Raw genomic sequence first — 21158 nt, 5'->3', positions numbered from 1 at the left:
CGCGCGCGGGTTCAACCCCTTATACCCGACTACGCCTCCGGGCCGCATTTGTTGTCGGCGAGCGGGGTCAAAACAACTTGTGAACCGGATCGCGGAAAACCGTGCTAGGCTTTGCCCACCCGGCCAATGAATTCGGCCGGGAACGAAAACAGATTGCAGAACAGGGAGTTTTGAAATGTGTGACGTTTGCGTAATGAACGCGGTGAAAGACCGGATGCTGTCCCGCCGTTCCTTTTTCAAGGCTGGCGCGGCGATGGCGGCAGGCACGGCGCTCGGAACGGTGGCAGCACCCCCTGCACTGGCCGCGGGTCATGGCGAGGTGCTGGACATGACCCATGTCTACGATGCCGATTTCCCCACTTATTTCGGCCAACCGGGGATCGAGGCGACCCAAGCCTTCAATTTCAAGGAACATGGCTTCAACCTGTTCAACCTGACCGTCAACGAACACACCGGCACGCATGTCGATGCCCCACTGCATTTCTCGGCGGATGGGCAGTCGGTGGACGAAATCCCGGTCGCGAACCTCGTCTGCCCTCTGTGCGTGGTGGACATTGCCGCCCGCGCGGCCGAGGACCCGGATGCGCAGGTGACCCCCGACGATCTGAAAGCGTGGATCGCTGCAAATGGCGACATCCCCGATGGCGCCTGCGTCGCCATGCATTCGGGATGGGCCGCCAAAACCGCCACGCCCGAGTTCCGCAACGCCGACGGCGAAGGCAAGATGCATTTCCCTGGCTTCCACGTCGAAGCGGCGCAGATGTTGATCGAAGGAACCGGCGCCGTTGCGCTGGCCGTTGACACACTGTCGCTGGACCACGGGCCATCGGCCGATTTCGTGACGCATTACGCGTGGTTGCCCACCAACCGCTACGGCATCGAGAACCTGGCCAATCTCGACAAGGTGCCCGCCAGCGGAGCAACGCTGGTGGTCGGCGCGCCGGCCCATCGTGGCGGGTCGGGCGGCCCGGCGCGCATCTTCGCGATGGTCTGAGCATGGCAACGGTTCGCCTGTTGACGGACGAAGAGGTCAGCGCCGAGGCGCTGGCCGTCTTCGATGACATCCGCGCCACCCGCAACACTGATTACATCAACAATTTCTGGCGCGCTCTGGCCCATGACCCGGTGTTGCTGAAAGCGACGTGGGAGCGGCTCAAGACCGTCATGGCCCCCGGCGCGCTGGACCCGTTGATGAAGGAAATGCTGTATGTGGCGGTTTCGATCGCCAACAATTGCGAATACTGCGTGCACTCCCATTCGGCCGCGGCCCGCGCCAAGGGCATGACCGACCAAATGCAGGCCGAGCTGCTGGCGGTGATCGCGATGGCTAGCCAGACCAACGCTCTGGCCACAGCCTTGCAGGTGCCGGTGGATGACCGGTTCAAAGCCTGAAATCCTGCATTCTGCCCGCAGATTTGCATCAGACGCACGGCGGGTATTCGGGCAGAACCCTAGCTGCACCGCAGCATCGGGTCTAACTACGCGGGGTCAACTTCAGACCAGAGGAGTTCTGCTCATGGCACATACGACGCGCCGCCCGGCGGTCTTCAACCTGCTGTCGACAGTGGCCGATGTGTTCTACGGCATCTACGAGGCGCTGATCCGCATGGGCGAGGCCAACGCCAAAGTCGTCAAGATCAAGCAACTGCACGCGCTGACCGACGAAGAACTGGCCGCGCGTGGCATGAAGCGCGAAGACATCGTGCGTTTGGTGATGGCGGGCGTCTACTAAGACACGCCCGCATCCTGCATCTCGACCACGGCCTGCGCGGCCTTGGCATAGGCGGCTTTGCACAGGTCAAAGTCCGCTTCGGTCAGCGCCAGGGACGGATAGGTCTTGCCCGGTGACTTGAACATCCCGTTCTGCATTAGAACCGCATTGAACCGGGTGGCCTTGGCCGTATCCGCGCGGACTACATCCCTGTAATCCCGCACTTTTCCGTCCGTGAACACGATCTCGAACAGGGTCGAATCGCCAATAATACGATGGGCGACCCCCTGCTTGGTCAGCGCGGACGAGGCCATATCCATCAGACGCTGACCATTGGCGCGCAGCCGGTCGTACTGACCGGGACGGCGCAACACCTCCATCGTCTTGAGCCCGGCCACCGCTGCCACCGGATTGCCTGACAGAGTCCCCAGCTGCATCAGCCATTTCTCAGGCCCAACGGCGGGTTTGTCGAAATGGGCCATGATCTCGGCCCGCCCGGCGATCGCGGCCAGGGGAAAGCCGCCGCCGATGATCTTGCCCAGCGTGGCGATGTCGGGGGTCACGCCATACAGCTCCTGCGCGCCGCCATAGGCGAAACGAAACCCGGTCACCACCTCGTCAAAGATCAGCACGATGCCGTACTTGTCGGCCTCGTCTCGCAGTAGCTGCAAGAAGCCGGGTTCGGGCGGGATGATGCGTTGCAGCGGCTCGACGATGATGCCCGCGACCTGGTTGCCGTGCTCGGCCAGCAGCGAGCGGATGTAATCCGGGTCGTTGAACGGCGCGATCAGCATATCGGCCTGAACGCTGGCCGGTATGCCCGCGCTGTCGGGAACCGCCTGCGGGAAATTCACCGTTCGTGACGGGGCCAGGCTCATCTGTGCTTCGGCGCTCATGCCGTGATAGCCGCCTTCGAACTTCACGATCTTGTCGCGGCCAGTAAAGGCGCGGGCCAGCCGGATCGCGTACATGTCAGCCTCACCGCCGGACGAGACATAGCGGATCTGATCAGCGCAGGGCACGGCAGCGCAGATTTCTTCGGCCAGTTCGACCGCGCGCGCGTTGTTGGCGAAGAACGTCATGCCCTTGGGCATCTGTTCGGCGACGGCCTCCAAGATCTCGGGGTGGCCGTGGCCCAGCAGCATCGGCCCCGAGCCGATCAGCAGGTCGACATATTCCTTCCCGTCTTCGTCCCAGACGCGGCTGCCCCGGCCCTCGCGGATGAAGACCGACGGGTCGAAATTGCCAAAGCCGCCGCCGGGCAGCACCGCGCGGGCGCGCTGGCCCCAGTCGGATTGGCTGAGATGTCGCGGCATGGTCGCCTCCCTAATCCAGTATCACGTCCGGCGCGCCCAGGTATTCGCGGTCTGGCGAGACACCGAGGCCGATCCCGTCGGGCGGCGCGATCCGACCGCCCTTGCGGGCCGGGCCATCCGGCGCCAGCCGCGGCGCGACATAGCCCGACAGGTCGCACACGTTCATCAAGCGCGCGGGTTCGGTGGCCGCGCCCAGATGCAGCAGGGCGGCTGTGGTGATGTCAGACCCCCAGGTGTCTTCGACGCACATCTTCGCGCCCAGATGCAGGCACAGATCACGCGCCCGGCGCGCAGCCGACAGCCCGCCGAATTTCGACAGCTTTACCGCGACCGCATCCATGCAGCCCAGCGCATGCGCGGCCAGCAGGCTAGCGGTGTCGTGTGCGCATTCGTCCAGCTTCATTGGCAGACCGGTGGCAGCGCGCACGCGGGCGCAATCTTCAATCGTGGCACAGGGTTGTTCCAGCATCACATCCAGATCCGCAACCGCCCGCCCCACCCGGCTGGCGTCCAGAGACGTGGCGCCGCAGTTCCAATCGCCATAGACCAGCGGCCCGTCGCCCACCGCCTCGCGCACCAGACGCAGGCGTTCGACATCGGCCTGCCAATCGGCATCCGCGCCCAGCTTGACCTGGAACTGGGTGATGCCCTGCGCCTGCGCCTCGCGGGCGATGCGGGCCATCTCGGCCGGGGCGATACAGGTGATCGAGTGATAGAGCGGCATCGTCTGCGCCCGCCGACCGCCCAGCAGCGCGTGCAGCGGCAGCCCTGCCACCTGCCCCGTCAGATCCCACAGCGCGATGTCAATCGCCGATTTGGCATAGACATGCCCCGGCAGGTGCCGGTCCAGCCGCGCCATCAACGCCTCGGGTCCGATCGGGTCGGCGCCCAGCAGAACCTCGGCCATGTCCTGAACCGCCGGGGCCACGCCGCGCGCATAGGCGGGCAGGTAATGCGGAATCGGGCAGACCTCGCCCCAGCCGGTCAGATCGTCATCGGTGTCCAGCGCCAGAACCACCGTTTCAACCGTGTCGCAGGCCTTGCCGTCAGCCATGTAATAGGCCTGGTGGCTGGTCAGCGGCACATGCCAGAGCGAAATGCGGGTGATGCGAGTCATTGGTACACGGCCTTGGGATCGCCCAGTGCATCTTCATCCGGGGCCAGGCCAAGGCCGGGGGCCTCGGGCAGTTCCAGATGACCCTGACGGTTGCGCGGGCCGCGCCCGCCCGCAACGTCCAGCGTTAGCATGTCCTGACAGGCCCAGACGCCCAGACGGTTGTGGTCGGGGATGGTGGCGGCCAGATGCAGCGCCTCGGTGTCGGCCAGAACCGAGCCGCCGGTGGCCATTACATACATGTCGATGCCATGCGCCAGCGCGATGTCCCGCATCCGAGCAGCCTTGGTCAGGCCGCCGACACGGTTGAGCTTGATCCCGAAGACCTCGGCCAGCCCGTCGCGGGCAATGCGCGCGGCGTCCTGCAGGGTGACCAGGCTTTCATCCACGCTGACCGGCGCGGAATGCAGGGCCCGGATGGCGGCGATGTCGTCCAGCGTCTCGCCCGGTTGTTCGAACATCACGCCCAGATCCTCGGTGGCCTTCATCACCCGCAGCGCCTGCTGCCGCGTCCAGGCGCGGTTGACGTCATAGAGGATGCGCTCACCCGCCGGGCGATGCGCCTCGACATCGCGTATGCGTTCTATGTCGCGATCCACGTCGCCGCCCACTTTGACCGAATGCACCCAATAGCCGCGGCCGCGATAGCGATCCATCACCGCGCGGGTTTCCTCGACGGTCTTGGCCCCGACCGAGGACGCGATCGGCGCAGGGCTGCGTGACCCGCCACCCATCAGATCGGCAATCGGCAGCCCGGTCGCCTGCCCGGCGATGTCCCAGCAGGCCATGTCAATCGGCGATTTGGCGTAAAGGTGCCCGGGCAGCGCGTGGTCCATCGCCCGCACGACCTCCAGAACCCGGCGCGGGTCCAGCCCCAGTACGAAGGGCGCCATGGTCTCGATCCCCGCCCGGATGCCCGGCCCGTGCGCGGGCACATAGGTGTGGCCCCATGGCGTGCCCTCGCCCCAGCCGGTCAGCCCGGCATCGGTTTCGATCTTGACGAAAGTGGCATCCAGCACCTCGAATTTCAGACGTCCGCCGGACAGCCAATAGGGATGTTCAAGCGGCAGATCGACGTGAAAGACCGAGATGCGGGTGATCTTCATGCGGCGTCCATCCTGGGCAGGTCGTTCAATCCCTCGCCCCGCCACAGTACGAATGTCAGGATCGGCTGATCCCCCGTGGACATGGCATGGCTTTGCCAACTGGCGTGCAACCGCGTGCCCTCAGCGCCAACAAAGGCCCGATCTCCTTCAACCTTGAAGACCGCGCCACCCGCCAGCGTCAGGTAAAGCTCCTCGGCCTGATGGCTGTGCCAGTCATAGTCCAGCCCGGCGCCCCAATAGGCGACATAGCCCCGCAGCTGGGTCGAATGGAAATGACCGGTTGGCCCGAACAGCTCGAAATACCCGTACCGATTGCGGAAATCGGCACCGACCTCTGCCTCGGTATAGGTGCGTTTCCAGTGGGCAAGATGCGCCGCCGACCGGATCGCCTGAACCAACCCCGTTGTCCGGGGTGATCCGGGTTGATCCAGCGCCTGCACCAGTGCCGTGGCGGGGATCGCTCGCGGTTGCAAACCGGTTGCGGTCAGGTCGGTGGGCCAGGTGCCGAATTCGGACAGCGCCGGCAGGGTCTGATGCAGGTGCCGCGCAGCTTCGAGAACGTTTTCCAGGGTCATGGGATCACCACGATATTGCCGGTATGATGCTTGTCGATGAAGGCCTGCTGGGCCTCTCGCAGCTCAGTCAACGGGTAAGTGGCGGCCAAAGCTGGCTTGATTTGCCCATTTTCTATGTATTTCACGACATCAAAGAAGTTCTGCGGCGTGTTCACGGTCGACCCGGTGAAGGTCAGATCGCGCAGATAGAAGGTGCGCAGGTCGAACTGCACGATCGGACCGGCAATCGCGCCCGAACAGGTATAGCGCCCGCCACGCTCCAGCATGTCGATCAGTTTGGGCCACATCTCTCCGCCCACGACGTCGGCGACGACGGTGATCCGTTCGCCTTTCAACTCGGCCCGCAGGTTCCTGGGGTTGCGCGGCAGAATACGATCCGGGCCCAGTTTGGCGACCTCGGGGTGCTTGGCCGCGCTGGCCATGGCGATCACATGGGCGCCGCGCAGCTTGGACAACTGGATCAGCGCCCCGCCCACACCGCCCGAGGCGCCGGGGATCAGAACCGTGTCGCCCTCGCCGACCTGCGCCCTGTCCAACATGCCCTCGGCCGTGACATAGGAACAGCTGAAGGTCGCCAGTTCGGCATCGCTCAGGTCGGAGTCGACCGGCGCCACGCCGCGGATGTCGGCCTTGGTGTATTCAGCAAAGCCGCCGTCACATTCCGAGCCGAAATATCCGGCCTTGTCGCGGTTCATCGGATCGGACCAGTCGCGCAGCCAGCCCGCCACGATCACCCGCCGGCCGATGATCGCGGGATCGGCCCCCTCGCCCACGGCCACGACCGTTCCGACCGCATCCGCGCCCTGAATACGCGGGAAGGTCAGGGGCGCGCCGCCCCAGGTGCTGTCGTCGTCATCCACCTCGGAATAGGCGCCGCCGGTGGTCGCCTCGTCCACCGCCTTGGAATACCAGCCCGTGCGGGTGTTCACATCCGTGTTGTTCAACCCGCAGGCGCCCACCTTGATCAGCACCTCCATCGGGCCGGGTGTGGGCGTGGGCCAGTCCTCGTGCCATTCGTATTTGTCCAGATCGCCATGCCCGGTCAGGACCATGGCCTTCATGGTTTTCGGGATCATTCCGCAGCCTCCATCGCGGTATCGGTGCGGGGCCGGAGGCTTTGCGGGTCATAGGCGGGCGCGCCCAGGATCCGCCCGCGACGCGGCGCGCCCGCAATCACCACCTGCACTTCGGTTCCCGGCACATTGGCCTGCGGTTTGACATAGGCAAAGGCAAGGATCTTGCCGACCGTATGCCCGTAGGCCACCGAGGCGGTGGAACCCACGACCTTGCCGTTCAGCAGGACCGCCTCGCCGCCATGCCCATCGTTCTGGCCATCCGGTTCGATCTCCAGATAGGCGCAGACCCAGCGCAGATCGGGGTTCAGAGTCCGGTCCTTGCCCAGGTATTCCTTGTCCGTGCGGGCAAAGCGCAGCACGTCGGCTTCGGCCAGGGTGACCTCGTTGGTCAACTCACCCGCGCCCTTGAAGGCCTTCTCCATCCGCAGCGCGTTCATCGCGAACGACCCGTAATCGGCGATTCCATGCGGCGCGCCCGCGGCCCAGAGCGCATCGTAGACGGCCAAGGCGCTGTCACGCGGCATGTGCAGTTCCCATCCCAATTCACCGGCATAGGACATGCGGAAAGCCCAGAGCCGGTGACCCGCCACGTCGATTTCCTGCGCGGTCAGCCATTTGAAACCGGTATTGCTCAGGTCGGCATCGGTGCAGGCGGCCAGAACCTCGCGCGCCCGGGGGCCATTGAGGCTGAGCGCGGCCCAGTCGTCGGATCGCAGGATGATATCGACGTTTTCTTCGGCGCGATGCTGGGTCAGGTGGTCCAGTAGGCGCTGCTCGAAGAAGGCAGCACAGACGAGGTAGTACCGGCCTTCGGCCAGTTTCACGACCGTGGTCTCCAGCTCGATCCGTCCACGGCGGTTGAGCATATGGGTCAGCGCGATGCCGCCCACCTTTTGCGGCAGGCGGTTGGCAACCAACCGGTCCAGCAGGACCCGGGCATCCGGGCCGCTGACCTCGACCTTGGTGAAGGCCGAGATATCCATAATGCCGACCGCCTCGCGCACGGCCCTGCATTCAACGGCGACCATGTCATGCACCACATTGCGGCGGAAAGAATAATGGTCGCGCTGTTCAACGCCATCCTTTGCGAACCAGCGGGGGCGCTCGTGGCCATAGACCTCTTCGAACACCGCCCCCTTGGCTTTCAGCCGGTCATACAGCGGGGACGGCTTGATCGGCCGCCCGGCAAGACGGTTGAAATGCGGAAACGGAATTTCGTGGCGCAGTTTGTAATCCTCATGCGCCTTGGTGACCTGCCAGTCTTTGGTGGCATATGCCCCGAACCGGCGCGGATCATAGTCGCGCATCGAAATGTCGGCCGCGCCATGCACCATCCACCGCGCCAGTTCGCGCGTCAGGCCCGGGCCCCAGCCGATGCCGATCTGCGTGCCGCAGCAGCACCAATAGTTTCGCACCCCCGGCGCCGGGCCGATCAGCGGATGGCCGTCGGGCGGGTGCGAGATCGCCCCGTGAACCTCGCGCTGGATGCCCAGATCGGCGAAAATCGGCATCCGGTTCAGGCTCTCTTCGAGCCACGGCATGACCCGGTCGTAATCGGCATCGAACAGCCAGTTTTCGTAGTCCCACGGGCAGTGGTCATGCCAGACCGAGTTCGAATTTTCCTTTTCGTAGATCCCGATCAGCCCGCGCTTCTGCTCCATGCGGATATAGCCCGAGACCTTGCGGTCATCGCGGATCACCGGCAACTCGTGATCGAGGTCCTGGAACTGTGGCACCGGTTCGGTCACGAAATAGTGGTGGGTCATCGAGGTCATCGGCAGTTGCAGGCCCGACCATTCGCCCATCTGCCGGGCATAAGTGCCACCCGCATTCACCACGTGTTCGCAGCGGATCGTGCCCCGTTCGGTCTCGACCACCCATTCGCCATTGGCCGCCTGGGTGATGTTGGTGGCCCGGCAGCGGCGGATGATCCGCGCGCCGAGCTGACGCGCCCCCGCCGCCATGGCCATGGTCACGTTCGTCGGGTCCACATGCCCGTCATCCGGCGTGTGCAGCGCGCCCAGAACCCCGTCGAGGTTGTAGAACGGGTGCAGTTCGGCCACGCGGTTGGGGCCCACCAGCTCGATGTTGAAGCCCAGTGACCGGCCCACCGACAGGGTGTGGCGCAGCCAGTCCATCTCGTCCTCGGTATAGGCCAGCCGGAACGAGCCGCAGCCATGCCATGTCACCGCCTGCCCGGTTTCGGCCTCAAGCGCTCCGGAATAAAGCGCGATGTTGTAGTCCACGCATTTGCCCAGACCAAAGGAACTGGTCGAGTGGGTGATCTGCCCGGCCGCATGCCAGGTGCTGCCGCTGGTCAGCTCGGCCTTTTCCAGCAGAACGACATCCGTCCAGCCCTCGTGCGCCAGGTGATAGGCCAGACCCACGCCCATGACACCTCCGCCCACGATCACCACGCGGGCCTGTGACGGCAGTTCCTTCCCGGACATGATTTTTCCTCTCACCGAGTCGCATTTCTTCTCGACAGGCTAAGGCCACATTTGTACCATCGTCAATCATGAATGACACAAATGTATCAAATGCCGTTCTTGACCGGCTGACCCGTGAATGGGACGCACTAACGCCCGAGGCGCAGAAAGCCGCCCGCTATGTGCTGGAAAATCCGGCGGATGTGGGCGTTTCGACCGTGCGCGAGATCGCCGAGGCCGCGAACGTGAAACCCAACACCTTCGTCCGCATGGCGCGGCAGGTGGGGTTTGAGGGGTACGAGGATTTCCGCGCGCCGTTCCGCGACGCCATCCGGCGTGGCACCGTGTCGTTCCCGGACCGCGCCCGCTGGCTGCAGGAGATCGGCAAATCCGGCGAACTGGGCGGGCTCTATGCCGACATGGTCGGAGCCGCGATCCGAAATATCGAGGAAACCTTCGCCGGGATCGACGCCACCCGGTTGCAGGCTGCAGCCGAGGCGATCTGGACATCCCGGCAGATTTTCACGCTGGGCGTCGGCGTCAACAACGCGAACGCGCGCAACTTTACCTATTTGGCCTCGACCGGGATGAAGCAGTTCCACGCCATTCCCCGGCCCGGCTCGACCCCGGTGGACGATCTGGCCTGGGCCGACGAACAGGACGTGCTGATCGCGATGACCTGCCACCCCTACCGGACCGAGGTGGTCGAGGCGGTAAAGCTGGCCCGCGAACAGGGCATGACCGTGGTCGGCATTTCCGACAGCCCCGCCAGCCCGGTCATTCTGAACGCGCAACATGGGTTTGTCGTCGCCGCCGACACGCCCCAGTTCTTTCCGTCATCGGTTTCGACCATTGCGCTGCTAGAGACGCTTCTGTCTTTCGTGGTCGCCCTGTCCAGCGATGAAATCGTCGAGCGTGTCGAGCGGTTTCACCGCCGCCGGCACCAACTTGGCCTATATGCGGAGGAGCCTGAATGACCGCACCGCTGACCCGCTCGCTGGAAGCCCGCTATTACACCGACCCGGCGATATTCGAGCAGGAGAAACAGGGCCTTCTGGCCCGCACCTGGCAATTTGCCGGCCATGTGGCGCAGGTGCGCGAACCGGGCGACTATTTCGCCTTTGAAATCGCAGGTCAGAACCTGTTCTGCATCCGCGGGCGCGATGGCGAAATCCGCACCTTCTACAACGTCTGCCAGCACCGCGCGCATGAAATGGTGACCGGGGCCGGCAACACCCGCGTCGTCGTCTGCCCCTATCACGCGTGGACCTATGAGCTCACCGGGCACCTGCGCGCCGGACCCAACATCAAGTCGGTTCCGGGCTTCGACCGCAGCGCGATCTGCTTGACCCCGGTGAGGACCGAGCTGTTCAACGGCTTCATCTTCGTCAACCTCGACGATGACGCCGCCCCGATGGACGATTGGTACCCCGGGGTGAGAGCGGAAATCCGTGCATTCGTTCCACACATTGACGATCTTGAACCGCTGGAATGGGTCGAGATACCCGAAAACTGCAACTGGAAGGTCAGTATCGAGAACTACTCGGAATGCTATCACTGCCCGACCAATCACCCGACCTTTGCCACCGGTGTGGTCAAACCCGAAACCTATGACATTCAACCCGATGCAGGCGGCGGATACGTTCTGCGCCATACGACCGAGTGTCAGAGCCTCGACAAGATGACCTATCCCATCGACCTTTCGGTGCCCCATGCGGGCGACTATCGGTCATGGTTTCTATGGCCGATGTTCTCGTTCCAGTGCTATCCCGGCAATGTCCTGAACACCTATCACTGGCGCGCGCATGATGCCGATCACTGTACCGTCTGGCGCGGATGGTACACCGAGGGCGGGTCCGAAAGCGCGGTGATCCGCCAACTGGCGGTGCAGGACCGGGAAACCACGGTCGAAGAAGACATCCAGCTGGTTGAAAGCGTGCATCGCGGCCTGAAATCGCGCGGCTATCGCCCCGGCCCGCTGGTGCTGGACCCGGCTTGCGGCGTATTGTCGGAACATTCGATCGCCCGCTTGCAGCAATGGATGCGCGAGGCGGTGGATACAGATGCAAGCGGAGTAGACGATGGCCGACATCTTTGACGAAGACCTGTTCCTGAAAGGACTGGCACAGCGCAAGGCGACGCTGGGCGACGAATACGTGGAAAAGAACCTGGCTGCGGCGGATGATTTCACCCGCCCGTTTCAGGAGGCCATGACAGCCTGGTGCTGGGGCTTTGGTTGGGGGGACGAGGTGATCGATCCCAAGACCCGTTCGATGATGAACCTGTCGATGATCGGCGCCCTGGGCAAGATGCACGAGTGGGAGATCCACTGTCGCGGAGCCCTGAACAACGGCGTCAGCAAGGAGGAAATCCGGGCGATCATCCACGTCGTCGGCATCTATTGTGGCGTCCCGCAGGCGCTGGAATGCTTTCGCGTGGCGCGCAAGGTTCTGACCGAGGCCGGTCAGCTTTAGCCACCCCCCACCGCCGCAGATCGAGATCACCCGCCCCGCGCGGGTTTCCTCGTTTCAGCACGAATATGTTACTGAATTTCGATTTGATGCACAGTTGCGTTACATTTTCCTTGCTGCGAATCGCTTCCGGGCGTATTACCCGACCAAGCGGTCACCTAATGACCTGAGCTCAAGACACGAGGTTCTGACGCATGGACGCTTTCATCTGCGACGCACAGCGCACCCCGATCGGACGCTATGGCGGGGCCTTGTCCCAGGTTCGCACCGACGATCTGGCCGCGATCCCGTTGGCCGCGTTGAAAGAGCGGAACCCGCAGGTGGACTGGGCTAGCCTGGATGACGTGATCCTGGGCGATGCCAACCAGGCCGGCGAAAGCAACCGGAACGTGGCCCGCATGGCCGCCCTGCTGGCCGGTTTCCCGGTTCAGGTGCCCGGCACCACGATCAACCGCCTGTGCGCCAGCGGCATGGATGCGGTCGGCATGGCCGCGCGGGCCATCAAGGCGGGCGATTATGACATGGCGATTGCCGGTGGCGTCGAAAGCATGTCGCGCGCGCCCTTCGTGATGCCCAAGGCCACCAGCGCCTTTTCCCGCGCCAATTCGGTCTATGACACCACCATCGGCTGGCGCTTCGTGAACCCGAAGATGGAAAAAATGTACGGCACCGACTCGATGCCGCAGACGGCCGACAACGTGGCCGAGGAATACAACATCAGCCGCGCTGATCAGGACGCATTCGCGGCACGCAGCCAGGCCCGCTGGGCCGCGGCGCACCAGGCCGGGGTGTTTGCGGAGGAGATCACCCCGGTCACCATCCCGCAGCGCAAGGGCGACGCCATCGTCGTCGATACGGACGAACACCCACGCCCCGGCACGACCGTCGAGAAGCTGGCCAGCCTGCACGGCGTCAACGGCCCGCACAAGACCGTGACCGCGGGCAATGCCTCGGGCGTCAATGACGGCGCCGCGGCCATTCTGCTGGCCAACGAGGCCGCCGCGCAGAAGAACGGCCTGACCCCGATGGCGCGTGTCGTGGGCATGGCGGTCGCGGGGGTCGAGCCTCGGGTCATGGGAATCGGTCCGGTCCCGGCCACCCGCAAAGTGCTGGCCCGCACAGGGCTCAGCATCGAACAGATGGATGTGATAGAATTGAACGAGGCCTTCGCAGCTCAGGGTCTGGCCACCCTGCGTGAACTTGGCGTGGCCGATGACGCACCCCATGTGAATCCCAGTGGCGGCGCCATCGCCATCGGCCATCCGCTGGGCATGTCCGGCGCTCGGCTGGTCATGACGGCGGCCTTTCAACTGCGCCGCACCGGCGGACGCTATGCCTTGTGCACCATGTGCGTGGGCGTAGGCCAGGGCGCCGCGCTAATTCTCGAACGCGTGTAAGGGAGGAGACCCGACATGTATGCTCAGATGATCAAGACGGCAGGAACAGGCGTCAAATCCCGCGAGGAAATGACCGAGCAGGAACGCGCCTTTCAGGACAAGATCGACGCCGACATCAAGATCGAACCCAAGGACTGGATGCCCGACGACTATCGCGCGACGCTGATCCGCCAGATCGGGCAACACGCCCATTCCGAGATCGTCGGCCAGCTGCCCGAAGGCAACTGGATCACCCGCGCGCCCACGCTGGAACGCAAGGCGATCCTGCTGGCCAAGGTGCAGGACGAGGCCGGGCACGGCCTGTACCTGTACTGCGCCGCCGAAACTTTGGGCGTCAGCCGCGACGAACTGACCGAAATGCTGCTGGACGGGCGGATGAAATACAGCTCGATCTTCAACTATCCCACGCTGAACTGGGCCGATATCGGCGCGGTGGGCTGGCTGGTCGACGGGGCGGCTATCATGAACCAGGTGCCGCTGCAGCGCACCTCGTACGGGCCTTATTCGCGCGCGATGATCCGCATCTGCAAGGAAGAAAGCTTTCACCAGCGCCAGGGCTATGACGCGATCCGCAAGATGGCCGAGGGCACGCCCGAACAGCGCAAGATGGCGCAGGACGCGCTGAACCGGTTCTGGTACCCGTCGCTGATGATGTTCGGCCCGTCCGACAAGGACTCGGTGCATTCGGCCCAGTCGATGGCGTGGAAGATCAAGATCAACACCAATGACGAACTGCGCCAGAAATTCGTCGATCAAACCGTGCCGCAGGCCGAGTATCTGGGCCTGACCATCCCCGACCCGAACCTGAAATGGAACGAAGAGCGCGGGCATTACGATTTCACTCAGCCCGACTGGTCGGAATTCTTCGACGTGATCAAGGGCAACGGCCCCTGCAACACCGACCGCCTGGCCGCCCGCAACAAGGCCTGGGACGACGGCAAATGGGTGCGTGACGGTCTGCTGGAACATTCCCGCAAGAAACGCGCCCGCAAGTTCGCAGCCGAATAACCCACCCGATAGGAGGACACCTGATGAAAAACGAATGGCCCCTGTGGGAAATCTTCATCCGCGGCCAGCACGGCATGAGCCATCGCCATGTCGGCTCGCTGCACGCGCCCGACGCCGAAATGGCGATCAAGAACGCCCGCGACGTCTATACCCGCCGCAACGAGGGCGTCTCGATCTGGGTGGTCGAGGCCAACAACATCACCGCCAGTTCGCCCAGCGATAAGGGTCCGCTGTACGAGCCCAGCGAAAGCAAGGTCTATCGTCACCCGACCTTTTTCGACATCCCCGAAGAAGTGGGGGCGATGTGATGACACGCGACGAGGCATTCCTGCAATTCCTGCTGCGGATGGGCGACAACACGCTGATCCTGGGCCATCGCGTCAGCGAATGGTGCGGCCACGCGCCGGTGCTGGAGGAAGACATCGCGCTGGCCAACACCGCACTGGACCTGATCGGCCAGACGCAGATGTGGCTGGGCCTGGCCGGAGAGGTTCAGGGCGAAGGCAAGTCTGCCGACGATCTGGCCTTTCTGCGCGACGCCTGGGATTTCCGCAACTTGCTGCTGGTCGAGGTGCCCAACGGCGATTTCGGCCGCACCCTGATGCGCCAGTTCCTGTTTGATGCGTGGCACTCGATCATGCTGGGCCGGCTGATGAAATCGTCTGACGACCGGGTCGCGGCGATTGCCGAGAAGGCCAGCAAAGAGGTCGCCTATCACCTGGAAAGGTCAAGCGACACGGTGGTCGGACTGGGCGACGGGACCGAGGAAAGCCACAGGCGCATGCAAGAGGCGCTGGATTACCTCTGGCCCTATGTCGGCGAGATGTTCGCCAGCGACGAGGTTGATGCCGAGATGGCCGCCGCGGGTATCGCACCCGACCCGGCCGGCCTACGCGAGGAATACGACGCGCTGGTTCAGCGCGTACTGACCGAAGCCACCCTGACCATTCCCGACAGCCGCTTTTCCCACAAGGGCGGCCGCGACGGGCGCATGCATACCGAACATCTGGGCCACCTGTTGACCCAGATGCAATGGCTGCAGCGGGCCTATCCGGGCGCAACCTGGTAAAGGCCGATGGATCGCGCCACCGTAGAGCAGGTCTGGGAATGGCTCGACGCCGTGCCCGACCCCGAGATCCCCGTGATCTCGGTCGTCGATCTGGGCATCGTGCGCGATGTGACATGGGAGGGCGACACGCTGAAGGTTGCCGTGACGCCCACCTATTCCGGCTGCCCGGCGACCTCGGTCATTGCTATGGACATCGAAACCGCCCTGCGCGACCACGGCATCGACAAGATCAAGCTGGAGACCCGAATCTCTCCGGCCTGGACGACCGATTGGCTCAGCGACAAGGGCCGCGCGAAGCTCGAAGAATACGGCATCGCACCGCCCCAGCCCGCAGGCGGACCCGACCGCTGCCCGCATTGCGGCAGCACGGCAGTGGAAAAGGTCAGCCAGTTCGGCTCGACCCCGTGCAAGGCGCACTGGCGCTGCACCGAATGCCTGGAACCTTTCGACTATTTCAAGTGCATCTGAGGAGGACCGGATGGCACGTTTTCACGATCTGGAAGTCACCGACATCCACAAGACCATCCGCGACGCGGTCGTGGTCACTCTGAAGCCGGTGAACGGCGCGCCCGAGGCGTTCGACTTTGTCCAGGGCCAGTACCTGACCTTCCGCCGCGAATTTGACGGGGAAGAGCTGCGCCGATCCTACTCGATCTGCGCCGGCAAGGATGACGGGGTGTTGCAGGTGGGCATCAAACGGGTCGAGGGCGGCGCTTTTTCGACCTGGGCCAACACCGAGCTGAAAGTGGGCGACAGGTTGCAGGCGATGCCGCCGATGGGGGCCTTCCACACGCCGCTGGACCCGTCCGCGCACCGGCAGCACCTGGGCTTTGCCGGCGGGTCGGGCATCACGCCGGTTCTGTCGATCCTAAAGACCACGCTGGCACGCGAACCGCATTCGCGCTTCACGCTGGTCTATGCCAACAAGGGCGTGAACACGATCATGTTCCGCGAAGAGCTGGAAGACCTGAAGAACCAGTACATGGGCCGCCTGAACGTGATCCATATCCTGGAAACCGACGCGCAGGAGATCGACCTGTTCACCGGGTTGGTGACCAAAGAGAAATGCGCCGAACTGTTCCAGCATTGGATCGACGTCGAAAACACCGACACCGCCTTCATCTGCGGCCCCGAGCCGATGATGCTGGGCATTGCCGAGGCTTTGCGCGAACACGGGCTGGATGACAGCCAGATCAAGTTCGAGCTGTTTGCCAGCGCCCAACCGGGCCGCGCCAAACGCAAGCAGGGCGATGCCGCCAGCGCCGCGCAGGCCAACCAGACCCAGGCGCGGGTCACGCTGGACGGCGCCACCCAGACCATCACCATGCCCAAGGACCAGACCATTCTGGACGCGGCGCTGGAAAACGCGATGGACGCCCCCTATGCCTGCAAGGCCGGGGTCTGTTCGACCTGCCGCTGCAAGGTGATCGAAGGCGAGGTCGAGATGGTCGCCAACCACGCGCTCGAGGATTACGAGGTCGAGAAAGGCTATGTGCTCAGCTGCCAGGCCTACCCGCTGACCGACAATGTCGTCGTCGATTACGACCAATAAAGGGAGAGGGACCATGGCCGAAGACATGAGCATCGAAAGGTACCTGGCCGCGGGCGGCGTTCTGACCAACCCGACCAACGTGCCGCCCCGATACCGCGCGGAGTTGATGAAGCTGATGGCGACCTTCGTCGACAGCGAACTGGCCGGTGCGGCTGGGTTTGCCGACATCATCAACCAGGGACCGGGCATCAAGGAACGCATCGCGGCGGCGAAGATCGTTCTGGAAAAAACCGACAATGCCGACCGCGTCCTGAAGATCATGGGCGAGTTCGGCGCGGATACCGACCGATACGCCACGCATCACCCGTGGACCGCACGGCTGGACCGTTCCGCCGATATCGGGGCCACGCGCAGCGAACATGACATGCGCCTTGCGGTCTTCAACTATCCGATCGAAGGCTGGACCGATGCGGTGGTGATGAACCTGCTGATGAGCCGCGCCGTGGGCGTGCAACTGGCCGAGTTCGCGCTGGTGTCCTATCAGCCGCTGGCCGAGGCGTTCCGCGCCATTGCCCCGATCGAGGCACATCACGGTGAATTGGCCCTGGAAGGCGCGGTCAAGCTGTTGGAACAGGGCGCGGCGCCGGCCATGCAGGACTCGGTCGATTACTGGTGGCCCCGCGTGGCCGCAAGTTTCGGCGCGGGCGACCCCGAGCGGATGGAAAAGCTGCGCCAGATGGGCCTGCGCCGCGCCTCGGGGGTCGAACTGAAAAACCGCTGGCTGGCCGAGGCCGCCGAGGTCGTAACGCGGCTTGGCTTGCGCACCCCGTGATCACCGCCCGCTGGGGCGGCTGATCAGGCCGTATTTAAGGGCAAGCGATCGCAGGCCGCGACGCCGTGGCCGAGCCACCTTGCCCGTGCCCGCGTCAACCGCACCGGCCTTGCGGTTGAACTCATAGACGTCGATGATGCGCTCGGCGCAGCCGCAGGCCTCGCCCATCCCGACCTTGGCGAAATAGAATTCGTCGAACCGTTCGGGTTTTTGCATGGCGCCCTCCGACCGCAAGTAGACGCCGGTTTGGCTCAAAAGCCAAATCACAATGCCGGCAGGGCCGGTGCTACAGCGCCTTGACGCCCGACAGGGTCAGGTTGCTGACCAGCGCGGCATAGTCCCGGCGCGCCTGTGCATCGGCACCGGAATTCCACATGTAGTACCAGTTCAGCATGCCGAAGACCGACATAGTGGCCGAGCGCAGCTTGGACCTGTTGCCGCGAAACACGTCAGGAGCGACTTCGGCAATGATGGAACTGAGGAAATTCACCATGTCGCGCTGATACCCGCGCAGCAGGCGCTGCTGCTCCTCGGGCAGGGCCGACATGCCGCTGGTCTGAACCCGGTGTTCGTCATCCACGCCCTGGTAGGCCAACAGGATTTCAGCCACCACGCGGTGAAGCTTGTCGGGCGGGCTGAGGCCTTCAATCTCGAGCCCGCATATCAGGTCGCGCAATTCCCGCAGATAGGTCTCGAGAATGTCGAACAGGATCGCGTCCTTGCTGTCATAATAGTGATAGATGTTGGCCTTCGAGATCCCGCATTCGCGCGCAAGCTGGGTCATCGAGGCGCGGTCGAAGCCTTCGCGGGCAAAGACCCGCGCCGCCGATTTAAGGATCTGCGCGCGTTTCTGGTCGTGATCTTTTGCAATCGTACGGGCCAAACCTCACTCCTTGTCTCGGTTGTCGACGACGCGCTTGGCCTTGCCCTGGCTACGCTCGACATCGCCGGGGTCCCCTACAACGATCTCGGTGGAAACGCCAACGATGTCCTTGATCCGCTTGGTCAGCATGCGGGCGGCGGCGGTCTTGCTGAGTTCATCGGCCGCGTCGGGCATCGCCTCGACATAGACGCGCATCGCGTCCATGCGGCCGGATTTGTACAGCTCGATCTGGTAATGCGCGGCAAGGCCGCCGGTGGCCATGACCTGTTCCTCGATCTGGCTGGGGAAGACGTTGACCCCGCGCAGGATGATCATGTCGTCGCTGCGGCCGGTGATCTTCTCCATCCGTCGCATCGAGCGCGCGGTGCCCGGCAGCAACCGCGTCAGGTCGCGGGTGCGGTAGCGGATCATCGGCAGGCCTTCTTTGGTCAGCGTGGTAAAGACCAGCTCACCCATTTCGCCGTCGGGCAGAACCTCGCCGGTCTGAGGGTCGATGATCTCGGGATAGAAATGATCCTCCCAGATGACCGGGCCGTCCTTGGTTTCCACGCATTCGTTGGCGACGCCCGGCCCCATGATCTCGGACAGGCCGTAAATGTCGACGGCATGCATGTCAAAGGCCTGCTCGACCTCTCTCCGCATCGCGTCGGTCCAGGGTTCAGCCCCGAACACGCCCACCGACAGCGAGCTTTCGCGCGGGTCCATCCCGATCTTGTGATACTGCTCGAGGATGTTGAGCATGTAGGACGGCGTGACCATGATGCCGTCGGGTTTGAAATCGGTGATCAGGGCTACCTGTTTCTCGGTCTGACCGCCGGACATGGGAACGACCGTAGCGCCCAGTCGCTCGATTCCGTAATGCGCGCCCAGACCGCCAGTAAACAGGCCGTAGCCGTAGGCGTTGTGTATCATGTCGCCCTTGCGCAGACCGCTGGCGCGTAGGCTGCGGGCCACCAGATCGGCCCAGTTGTCGATGTCGTTCTTTGTATAGCCCACCACGGTCGGCTTGCCCGTGGTGCCGGACGACGCATGCAGGCGGATGATCTGTTCGCGCGGCACGGCAAACAGGCCGAACGGATAGTGGCCGCGCAGGTCATTCTTGTAGGTGAAGGGGAACTTGGCCAGATCGTCCAGGGTTTTCAGATCGTCGGGATGCACCCCTGCCTCGTCGAACCGCTGTTTGTACATCGGCACATTGTCATAGGCATGACGCAGCGACCATTTCAGGCGGTCCAGCTGCAAGCTGCGGATTTCATCGATCGACGCGATCTCGATCGGGTCAAGATCCGCTTTGTTCGGGGTCAGATCCTTCATGATGTCCTCCTCACCTCAAGATTCTGGAAACAGGGTCCCTTTGATCGCCCGGGAAAAGCCCCGGAACTCGGCGATCTTGTGGCCATCCTGGTTGGTCACTGTCACGTCATAGATGCCGCTGCGGCCGGTCAGGCTCTGCTCGGTCGCGCGGGCGGTCAGACGGTCGCCCAGCCGGCCCGGCGCGACATAGCTGATCACGTTGTGCTGTGCCACGGTCGACTGGTTGCGGCTGTTGCAGGCAAAGGCAAAGGCGCTGTCGGCCAGCATGAAGGTCACGCCGCCATGGCAGATTCCGTGCCCGTTGCAATGGTGCTGCTGCACGGTCAGCGCCAGCGTCGCGGTGCCCTCGTCGACCTCGACCAGTTCCATCCCCGCCCATTTCGAGGCATGGTCCTGCGCCCACATCGCGGCGGCGGCTTTTTCGGCGCGTTCTTTCGGTGTCATGCTCATTTGCCCCGAAACTCCGGGCTGCGCTTTTCCAGAAAGGCCGCGACGCCTTCGGCATAGTCGGCGGATTCACCGCAGGTCTTCATGGCGTCGGCCTCGATCTCAAGATGATCGGTCAGACTGTTGGTCGCGGCGGCCTGGATGGTCTGCTTGGTCAGGCCCAGGCCGAGCGTCGGACCGTTCGACAAGCGTTCGGCCAGCGCGCGCGCCTCGCTCATCAGATCGGCATCAGGCAGGGCTTTCCAGATCAGGCCCCAGTCCTCGGCCGTTTTCGCCGCCAAAGGCTCGCCGGTCAGAGCCAGCCCCTTGGCACGCGCCTCGCCCAGCAGATGCGGCAGGTGCCAGCTGCCTCCGGTATCGGGGATCAGCCCGACCTTGGCGAAGGATTGGATGAATTTCGCGGACTCGGCGGCCAGCACGATATCGCAGGCCAGCGCAAGATTGGCGCCCGCGCCCGCGGCCACGCCATTGACCGCGCAGATCACCGGAAAGTTCAGCGACCGGATCAACCGCACCAGCGGCGCATAAAAAGTGCGAACCGTGTGGCCCAGATCCGGCGGACCGTCCATTTTCGACGGGTCGCGATCGGCCAGATCCTGCCCGGCGCAGAACCCACGCCCGGCCCCGGTCAGCAGGATCGCCCGCGCGCCCTCATCGCGCGCGCTTTCGATGGCGCGGCGCAGGGCATGATGCATTTCTTCGGTGAAACTGTTCAGGCGATCAGGGCGGTTGAGAGTGATTTCCACATAATTTCCATGCCACTGCGCAAGAATCGTATCGCTCATGGGCCGCTCGCTTTGCATTCGTTTCGATATTCTTCTTGCATTAACCGAACGGTTGGTCAATAAATTTCTCCGACGAAGTGCCGAATCCGGCTTTCGGCCGGTTGATGGTTACAAAAGTGACCATTAACGCATT

The 21158-nt window shown here is 63.7% G+C and carries 24 protein-coding genes; 13 read left to right on the top strand and 11 right to left on the bottom strand.

Annotation, left to right across the window (positions count from 1 at the left end; translation table 11 throughout):
• Nucleotides 1-175: 175 nt before the first annotated feature.
• The 3 genes from AC2FME_RS09645 (at nucleotide 176) to AC2FME_RS09635 (ending at nucleotide 1732) form a co-directional block, all read left to right on the top strand.
• Nucleotides 176-994 (top strand): cyclase family protein, encoded by an 819-nt coding sequence (locus tag AC2FME_RS09645; RefSeq protein ID WP_496798877.1) that lies wholly within the window; start codon nucleotides 176-178, stop codon nucleotides 992-994.
• 2 nt (nucleotides 995-996) lie between these two features.
• Nucleotides 997-1392: a carboxymuconolactone decarboxylase family protein gene (locus tag AC2FME_RS09640; RefSeq protein WP_496686819.1), complete on the top strand. Its 396-nt coding sequence runs from the start codon at nucleotides 997-999 to the stop codon at nucleotides 1390-1392.
• Between the two features lie 124 nt (nucleotides 1393-1516).
• Nucleotides 1517-1732: a DUF1127 domain-containing protein gene (locus AC2FME_RS09635; RefSeq protein ID WP_496679012.1), complete on the top strand. Its 216-nt coding sequence runs from the start codon at nucleotides 1517-1519 to the stop codon at nucleotides 1730-1732.
• On the opposite strand, the gene AC2FME_RS09630 is transcribed toward AC2FME_RS09635, so the two are convergent.
• Genes AC2FME_RS09630 through AC2FME_RS09605 form a run of 6 tightly spaced genes read right to left on the bottom strand, consistent with a single transcriptional unit; the run spans nucleotide 1729 to nucleotide 9348 of the window.
• Nucleotides 1729-3027 carry an aspartate aminotransferase family protein gene (locus AC2FME_RS09630; protein WP_496800308.1) on the bottom strand — a complete coding sequence of 433 codons (1299 nt, stop codon included), beginning with the start codon at nucleotides 3025-3027 and terminating at the stop codon, nucleotides 1729-1731. The two genes, AC2FME_RS09635 and AC2FME_RS09630, sit on opposite strands and share 4 nt — an antisense overlap.
• 10 nt (nucleotides 3028-3037) lie before the next feature.
• A complete protein-coding gene (locus AC2FME_RS09625; RefSeq protein WP_496800307.1) occupies nucleotides 3038-4144 on the bottom strand; it encodes a mandelate racemase/muconate lactonizing enzyme family protein in 1107 nt (368 codons plus the stop codon).
• On the bottom strand, nucleotides 4141-5247 hold the full coding sequence (locus AC2FME_RS09620) for a mandelate racemase/muconate lactonizing enzyme family protein (protein WP_496800306.1): 1107 nt from the start codon (nucleotides 5245-5247) through the stop codon (nucleotides 4141-4143). Before AC2FME_RS09620 ends, AC2FME_RS09625 begins: the two co-directional genes overlap by 4 nt.
• Nucleotides 5244-5822, bottom strand: a complete 579-nt coding sequence (locus AC2FME_RS09615; protein ID WP_496800305.1) for a dimethylsulfonioproprionate lyase family protein — start codon at nucleotides 5820-5822, stop codon at nucleotides 5244-5246. The genes AC2FME_RS09620 and AC2FME_RS09615 overlap by 4 nt, the downstream gene beginning before the upstream one ends.
• Nucleotides 5819-6898, bottom strand: coding sequence for an alcohol dehydrogenase family protein (locus AC2FME_RS09610; protein ID WP_496800304.1), 1080 nt, complete (start codon nucleotides 6896-6898; stop codon nucleotides 5819-5821). The genes AC2FME_RS09615 and AC2FME_RS09610 overlap by 4 nt, the downstream gene beginning before the upstream one ends.
• Nucleotides 6895-9348: an FAD-dependent oxidoreductase gene (locus AC2FME_RS09605; RefSeq protein WP_496800303.1), complete on the bottom strand. Its 2454-nt coding sequence runs from the start codon at nucleotides 9346-9348 to the stop codon at nucleotides 6895-6897. The genes AC2FME_RS09610 and AC2FME_RS09605 overlap by 4 nt, the downstream gene beginning before the upstream one ends.
• Nucleotides 9349-9416: 68 nt before the next feature.
• Here AC2FME_RS09605 and AC2FME_RS09600 point away from each other — a divergent pair, with 68 nt between their 5' ends.
• The 10 genes from AC2FME_RS09600 to AC2FME_RS09555 all read left to right on the top strand — a co-directional run bounded on the left by AC2FME_RS09600 (nucleotide 9417) and on the right by AC2FME_RS09555 (nucleotide 17596).
• A complete protein-coding gene (locus AC2FME_RS09600) occupies nucleotides 9417-10304 on the top strand; it encodes a MurR/RpiR family transcriptional regulator (protein ID WP_496800302.1) in 888 nt (295 codons plus the stop codon).
• A complete protein-coding gene (locus AC2FME_RS09595) occupies nucleotides 10301-11425 on the top strand; it encodes an aromatic ring-hydroxylating oxygenase subunit alpha (RefSeq protein WP_496686807.1) in 1125 nt (374 codons plus the stop codon). Before AC2FME_RS09600 ends, AC2FME_RS09595 begins: the two co-directional genes overlap by 4 nt.
• Nucleotides 11409-11801 carry a carboxymuconolactone decarboxylase family protein gene (locus tag AC2FME_RS09590; RefSeq protein WP_170357019.1) on the top strand — a complete coding sequence of 131 codons (393 nt, stop codon included), beginning with the start codon at nucleotides 11409-11411 and terminating at the stop codon, nucleotides 11799-11801. The genes AC2FME_RS09595 and AC2FME_RS09590 overlap by 17 nt, the downstream gene beginning before the upstream one ends.
• Nucleotides 11802-11992: 191 nt before the next feature.
• Nucleotides 11993-13195: a 3-oxoadipyl-CoA thiolase gene (pcaF, locus tag AC2FME_RS09585; protein ID WP_496800301.1), complete on the top strand. Its 1203-nt coding sequence runs from the start codon at nucleotides 11993-11995 to the stop codon at nucleotides 13193-13195.
• 15 nt (nucleotides 13196-13210) lie between these two features.
• Nucleotides 13211-14203, top strand: a complete 993-nt coding sequence (paaA, locus tag AC2FME_RS09580) for a 1,2-phenylacetyl-CoA epoxidase subunit PaaA (RefSeq protein ID WP_496800300.1) — start codon at nucleotides 13211-13213, stop codon at nucleotides 14201-14203.
• 23 nt (nucleotides 14204-14226) lie between these two features.
• Nucleotides 14227-14511 (top strand): 1,2-phenylacetyl-CoA epoxidase subunit PaaB, encoded by a 285-nt coding sequence (gene paaB / locus AC2FME_RS09575; RefSeq protein WP_005978248.1) that lies wholly within the window; start codon nucleotides 14227-14229, stop codon nucleotides 14509-14511.
• On the top strand, nucleotides 14511-15272 hold the full coding sequence (paaC, locus tag AC2FME_RS09570) for a 1,2-phenylacetyl-CoA epoxidase subunit PaaC (RefSeq protein WP_496800299.1): 762 nt from the start codon (nucleotides 14511-14513) through the stop codon (nucleotides 15270-15272). The genes paaB and paaC overlap by 1 nt, the downstream gene beginning before the upstream one ends.
• Nucleotides 15273-15278: 6 nt before the next feature.
• Complete coding sequence (gene paaD, locus AC2FME_RS09565) at nucleotides 15279-15740, top strand: 1,2-phenylacetyl-CoA epoxidase subunit PaaD (RefSeq protein ID WP_496679032.1); 462 nt, start codon at nucleotides 15279-15281, stop codon at nucleotides 15738-15740.
• Nucleotides 15741-15750: 10 nt separating this feature from the next.
• Nucleotides 15751-16824: a 2Fe-2S iron-sulfur cluster-binding protein gene (locus AC2FME_RS09560; protein ID WP_496800298.1), complete on the top strand. Its 1074-nt coding sequence runs from the start codon at nucleotides 15751-15753 to the stop codon at nucleotides 16822-16824.
• A gap of 13 nt (nucleotides 16825-16837) precedes the next feature.
• Nucleotides 16838-17596 (top strand): Phenylacetic acid catabolic protein, encoded by a 759-nt coding sequence (locus AC2FME_RS09555; RefSeq protein ID WP_496800297.1) that lies wholly within the window; start codon nucleotides 16838-16840, stop codon nucleotides 17594-17596.
• Here the strand turns inward: AC2FME_RS09555 and AC2FME_RS09550 are convergent, their stop codons facing one another.
• From AC2FME_RS09550 to paaG, 5 genes are all read right to left on the bottom strand, one after another.
• Nucleotides 17597-17812 (bottom strand): hypothetical protein, encoded by a 216-nt coding sequence (locus tag AC2FME_RS09550; RefSeq protein ID WP_496679035.1) that lies wholly within the window; start codon nucleotides 17810-17812, stop codon nucleotides 17597-17599.
• A gap of 70 nt (nucleotides 17813-17882) precedes the next feature.
• Nucleotides 17883-18479 (bottom strand): TetR/AcrR family transcriptional regulator, encoded by a 597-nt coding sequence (locus tag AC2FME_RS09545; protein ID WP_496679037.1) that lies wholly within the window; start codon nucleotides 18477-18479, stop codon nucleotides 17883-17885.
• A gap of 3 nt (nucleotides 18480-18482) precedes the next feature.
• Nucleotides 18483-19793 (bottom strand): phenylacetate--CoA ligase PaaK, encoded by a 1311-nt coding sequence (gene paaK / locus AC2FME_RS09540; protein WP_496800296.1) that lies wholly within the window; start codon nucleotides 19791-19793, stop codon nucleotides 18483-18485.
• Between the two features lie 15 nt (nucleotides 19794-19808).
• Nucleotides 19809-20237: a hydroxyphenylacetyl-CoA thioesterase PaaI gene (gene paaI, locus AC2FME_RS09535; protein ID WP_496679040.1), complete on the bottom strand. Its 429-nt coding sequence runs from the start codon at nucleotides 20235-20237 to the stop codon at nucleotides 19809-19811.
• A 2-nt stretch (nucleotides 20238-20239) separates the two neighbouring features.
• Complete coding sequence (gene paaG / locus AC2FME_RS09530; RefSeq protein ID WP_496679042.1) at nucleotides 20240-21025, bottom strand: 2-(1,2-epoxy-1,2-dihydrophenyl)acetyl-CoA isomerase PaaG; 786 nt, start codon at nucleotides 21023-21025, stop codon at nucleotides 20240-20242.
• Between the last annotated feature and the right edge of the window lie 133 nt (nucleotides 21026-21158).

This window comes from Ruegeria sp. BHSC026 (assembly GCF_059613065.1).
Note: the sequence above shows the minus strand (reverse complement) of the source record. Positions and strands in the feature narration are given on the sequence as shown.